Origin of the sequence: uncultured Cardiobacterium sp., assembly GCF_938028185.1 — a bacterium.
Lineage (GTDB): Bacteria > Pseudomonadota > Gammaproteobacteria > Cardiobacteriales > Cardiobacteriaceae > Cardiobacterium.
The window spans coordinates 1-5,214 of record NZ_CALJAH010000299.1 but is presented as its reverse complement, the minus strand read 5'-3'; the positions used below and the strand labels follow the sequence as shown (position 1 = coordinate 5,214).

Annotated in this window: 4 protein-coding genes; 2 read left to right on the top strand and 2 right to left on the bottom strand. The window is 59.7% G+C overall.

The window, feature by feature from the left end; translation table 11 throughout:
• Positions 1–276: 276 nt before the first annotated feature.
• Both Q0349_RS08785 and Q0349_RS08780 read right to left on the bottom strand, forming a co-directional pair.
• Positions 277–1,509 carry a CAP domain-containing protein gene (locus Q0349_RS08785; RefSeq protein ID WP_298080485.1) on the bottom strand — a complete coding sequence of 411 codons (1,233 nt, stop codon included), beginning with the start codon at positions 1,507–1,509 and terminating at the stop codon, positions 277–279.
• Between the two features lie 13 nt (positions 1,510–1,522).
• Positions 1,523–2,230 carry a 5'-methylthioadenosine/adenosylhomocysteine nucleosidase gene (locus Q0349_RS08780; protein WP_298080484.1) on the bottom strand — a complete coding sequence of 236 codons (708 nt, stop codon included), beginning with the start codon at positions 2,228–2,230 and terminating at the stop codon, positions 1,523–1,525.
• A 150-nt stretch (positions 2,231–2,380) separates the two neighbouring features.
• Between Q0349_RS08780 and Q0349_RS08775 the strand changes: the two genes are divergently transcribed.
• Together Q0349_RS08775 and Q0349_RS08770 are read left to right on the top strand one after the other, a co-directional pair.
• Positions 2,381–4,330, top strand: coding sequence for a hypothetical protein (locus Q0349_RS08775; RefSeq protein ID WP_298080483.1), 1,950 nt, complete (start codon positions 2,381–2,383; stop codon positions 4,328–4,330).
• Between the two features lie 4 nt (positions 4,331–4,334).
• Positions 4,335–5,078 carry a transferrin-binding protein-like solute binding protein gene (locus Q0349_RS08770; protein ID WP_298080482.1) on the top strand — a complete coding sequence of 248 codons (744 nt, stop codon included), beginning with the start codon at positions 4,335–4,337 and terminating at the stop codon, positions 5,076–5,078.
• Positions 5,079–5,214 lie beyond the last annotated feature (136 nt).

Genomic DNA, 5,214 nt, shown 5'->3' with positions numbered 1-5,214 from the left:
GGGACTGGGACAGCTCGCGCAGCGACAAGCATTGCTTGCGAAGCAAGAGAGAGGGTCGGGGTGGGGGTAGAAAATCCATTGAAAAACAGTAATTTCAGTTCATGAGCAATATCGCCCACCCCCACCCTGTCCCTCCCCCGCTGCGGGCTTCGCCCTGCGGGGGAGGGGAAATTCCGCTTGTACCCGCAGACTCCAAACAGGTTCTAACATAGGCCGACATCAAAAAATCACTCACAAAAAACGCCGACGGTCGTCGGCGTTTTGCGTTGGCGTGGCTTACTGCACTTTCTTCGCCCCGTAAGCGCCGCGGTAGGCTTCATTGCCAACGGCGCGGCTGAACTGGCCGCCCAGCTCTTCACCGCCGCCGTAGAGGCGGGCGTTGCCCGTTTCGCTTTCAAAGCGCCCGGTATTGCCGTTCCAGTTGAGGGTGTCGCTGAAATCGAGGCGGGCGTCGCGCGTCGCGTTGTTGGCGTTCAGGCTGCTGCGCGTGGCGTTGTGAATATTGAGACTGAGCGTTTTGCTGCTTTGGCCGTAATCGAGGCGGGCGCTGACGTCGGCATTAACGCGGTCGTGCTGGCCGAGGTCGCCGATGGCCGTGCCGCGGTAATTGGCGTGCAGCTCGGCGCCGTCGCCCGGCACGAACGGTTTGCCCACGTTGAGATAGGCTTCCGGCACGCCGCTGTTGTCGCTGATGGCGCCAAAGGTCTGGTAAGACCAGCCGTGGTTGCGCGGCGGCAGCAGGTTGATGCGGTGTTCGCGACCGAGGCTGACGAGGTGGGTGTCGCCGCCGCCGAGGCGGTCCAGCGGCGCGTTAATCGTGAGGCGAGCGGCGCTGTCGTATTGCACCGCGTTGCGCACGGCGTCGCGGGCGGCGGCGGGGTCAATCGGGGTGATGAAGCGGTAAATGCTGTTGGTGCTGCCGCCGCTGAAGGTTTGCGTCCAGTAGTATTTCCAGACGCTGTTCGGGTCGTAGTAGTAGCCGATGCCGATGTTCTGGAAGTCTTTGCTGATGATGGTGTCGTAGTGGTGCGGGCTGTTGCGCCAAGCCTGAATGATGCTGGCAGCACTGCCGTTTTTGTCGGCGCCGATGTTTTCGGCAAGCGCGCCGCGCCCGCTGAAATTGGCGTCGTCGAGCGGGTTGGTGCCGTTGGCGCGTTTGTGCTCAATCTGTTGCCCCTGGGTGGCGAGCTCTTTGGCGCGGATGGTGGCGTAGGCGGCTAGGCTTTCGTTGTAAGTCAGGGGCGCGAGGCCTTTTTCCGCGCGCAACTGGTTGGTGGCGGCGAAGGCTTCGTTCACTTTCGCCTGGGTGGCGGCGTCCGGGCGGGCGACGCTGCGCGGCGGCAGCATGATGTCGCCGAGGCTGACGTCTTCCAGCACCGCCTGTGGTTTGTTGTCCGGCGTGGCGACCGGCGGCGAGGGTTTGGGGTCGGCGGGGGTGTTGTCGCCGCCACCGCCGCAGGCGGTGAACAGGAGCGGGATGAGGAGGCTGATGGGGGTGTGCAGTTTCATGGCGGGTTCCTTTTTATAAAGCCTTGACGAGGTTTTCGACCATCTCGGCGGAGTGCGTCGCCGCCATTTGCAGGAAAGTCTCGAAGCTGTATTCCGCCTCGCCGTCGGCCAAGTCGGACAATGCGCGGATGATGACGCAGGGACGGGCGAACTGGTAACAAGTCTGGGCGATGGCGGCGGCTTCCATTTCCACCGCGAGCGCATCGGGGAAATGCGCGCGGATGCGCGCGATTTTGTCGGGGTGATTGATGAACTGGTCGCCGCTGACAATCAGCCCGCGGTGGATGGCGGCGCCGTCAAAAGCGATAGCGGCGCGGGCGGCGTGCTCAATCAGCCCGGCGTCGGCTTCGTAGCGGGCGGGCATCTGCGGCAACTGGCCGATGGCGTAGCCGAAAGCGGTGGCGTCGGCGTCGTGGTGCGCGGTCTGAATGCCGACGACGACATCGCCCTGCTTCATCCCGCCTTGCAGGCCGCCGGCGCTGCCAGTGTTGATGACGCAGCCGGCGCCGAATTTCTCCAGCAGCACGGTGGTGGTGATGGCGGCGTTCACCTTGCCGATGCCGCTCTGCGCGAGCAGCACCGGTTTGCCCGCAAGCAGGCCGCGGGTGATGGCGATATGCGCGACTTTTTCCTGATGCGCCTGGCTGATGCGACTGTGCAACAGGGCGACTTCCTGCTCCATCGCGCCGATGATGGCGACGGGGGCGGTTTTTCGGGTCATGTCTGTGTTCTCCATATGAATTTTCGCGGCGCATTGTACGGGATTCGCGGCGGCAGATGCCACGCTTCCCTACCCGGGCGGCGCCGCTTAGCAAAATTCTTGCCAACCCGGTAAAAAACTTTTTTTTCCGCCGGTAAGTTCACATTTATAATGCGCCGCACCGTAAATCCGCGGCGTTTTCAAACCAGGAACTCACCATATGGAATTGACGAACCTCTCCGTGGTGATCATGGTCGCCCACTGACCAATATCGTCCTTGCCCGTCGCGACCTGGAGCGCGAGGAAGACCGGGGCGTACGCGCGCAATTCACCGGCGGACTGGAAGCCGAGCCGCTCGCCCGCGACGGCAAACCGCAAACGACGCCAAGCCTGCAAGTCTCGAACTTTGAAAACGTCGATATTCTCGCCGGTTCATTCAAACAATTCGGCTCGGCGGATTTCAGCAAGGCGGACAATCGCCTCGATCCGGTGACACACGACATTGACACCCATATCGAAAACAACCTCGACAAAAAAGGCGAATTTACCCGCGAACGGGTCGATCACGTCTATACCCTGCGCTATGAATACAAACAGCCGTATGTGGATTATCCCAATACCAATGTTGGCAATGATCCGGCAGCTCATCGCGCATTGATGGATAAAAAAGAAGGAACCGAATTTCTTAAACCAGACCAGCCAAAATATCCGCTGGCAGAAATGGAAGCCAATCTGAAAGTCGATTCCACGTATTACACCCAGGAAGGGCGTGATATTACCCGCCATGCACCTAACATTGGCGTCGGGCCGTGGCCGATTCCGTGGGGACAAAAATTTGATAACAGCATTACGCGCAATGGCAATATGGGAACTGCCGACGGTAATACGCGGGATCCCAATAATGATGCCAGCTATGCGCACAAATGGAAAAACAATTCTGCCGATGATTATGCGGTGGACTGGAGAGTACGCCAATATAGCGGCACCTGGCCCAATGGCGCCTATCCGCAATATATGGCAGAAACGCCGTATTATCCCAACTATGTCCCGGGACAGCCGCGTTATCCCAACGAACCTTATCGCAAAGAAACTTCGGGCAGATTTGGCGGTGCGCTCAACGCCAATCCGAACTACACCCACGAACATATCTATCTGGATCGCGATGACTTCACCGCTATTCGCCAGCACAAATCCGTTCGCCCGCTGAAAAATCCGGTGCCGAATGACTGGAAATGGACGCTGGTGCAAACCTGGAATTATCAGGAAAGTTACGATACCGGACGAAAAGACGCCAGTGGCAATGCCATCTATGACTGGCGGGCTGCCAGTCCCGTCAATGCGTATAACAAGACGGGCGACTGCGGCAACAATTGCGCCGCAACAGGTACCGGACAAACCCGCAACTGGAAACTGACTGTTGAGTGGAAAGATGCCGCCAACCAGGGGAACGGCAAACAAGGCGAATTTCGCGGCCCGCATTACGACGGCTGGCGCGAAGAATTGCAGAGCGGTTCCCCCTACGACGGCTACCCCATCCGCTATAGCGATGAACGCATCTGGAAACCCGGCACCCCCGGCTACAAACCCGAATACGAGAAAAAATTCGGCGCCAACCTCATCTGGTGGAGTACCCAGGACAGTGCCTTTGAAAACTGGGCGACGCTGGAAGGCTGGGACCCGCGCGCCCGCCGCGTCGATAACAACGTCGATGGCGAAGGCAAAGAAGACCTTGTTTGGGGCGAAGACGGCAACAACCAGGGCGGCCCGAAAGTGCGCGACCGCGACCTCGAAATCCAGCCGACCGGCGACATCACCAACGGCCTCATTCGCGTCGGCGACAGCGACCCGTACCGCAACAGCAACAATCCCGGTCGCGCCACCCTCGGCGAAGAGCTGAAATGGGAAAACGGCAAATGGGTCGATCACCACAACACCAAGACGCGCATCTTCGGCCATTACCACCTCGCCTGGGCCGACCAGGAAAAAGGCCAAATCCAGCCGGTCAGCCTGAACAGCTACAGCGGCGCGCGTTCCTTCGTCGCCCAGGTCAAAAACCGCCTGCCTGTTGCGGCTACCTCCAAACAGCAGCGGGAAGTCGGCGGCAAAAGCTATATATCATGAATTTGTGTCGGATCTGGAAAGCCCGCCGAACGAATACAGCATCGGCGCTGTCCCCACGACCCTCAAATACGTGCAGTACGGGCGGGTGACTACCAAACTGGACCTCGCCGACGGCGAAAACCTGCTGGATAACGGCTTCCTCCGCGCGCCGCTCACCTACAAAAACGACCCGAACGGCGTCGATCACTACTTCTTCCGCGGGGTGAACGCGACCAGCATCGAACAGATGGCGGCGCTGCCGAGCGATGCCGTCTTCCAGTACAGCGGCCACGCGCTGATGTACGGCATCAACAACCGCTTCCACGGCATCACCGGCGATGCCAACAACGTCGGCGGCGGTCATTCACTGCCCAACGCTTTCAGCTTTGACCAGGCCAAAATGGGGCTGGGCAACTTCGTCGATGCCACCTTTAACGTCGGCCAGAAAAAAGTCACCGGCGACGTCTATAACGCCTGGTTGCAAAGCCTGGACAAACCGACCGTGCTCAAAGACAAACTCGTCCACTTCCAGGGCGATGTCATCGGCAACACCATCGTCGGCACGGCAGACCGCGCCTACATCCCCGGCAACGACGAAGCCGCCTTCCGTGGCGCCTTCAACTCGGTCAAGCCCGACGACAAATACGGCTCCGCCTACGAATATGGCGACTGGGGCGGCGTCTTCGGCGCGGCCAAAACCGGCGGCAGTGGCGGCAACACCTTCCAGGGAGACGACAGCAACAACGTGTACGGCAACAACAATCCGTAACCGCCCGCAAAAAACAAAACGGCCTCGCAAGAGGCCGTTTTTTATAGCCATCCACCGAAAGTTTCAGACAAGGCACGCCGCTGTAGCCGCGAAATTGTCGCTATTACCTGGATGGTGCGCCGAGGCGCACCCTATG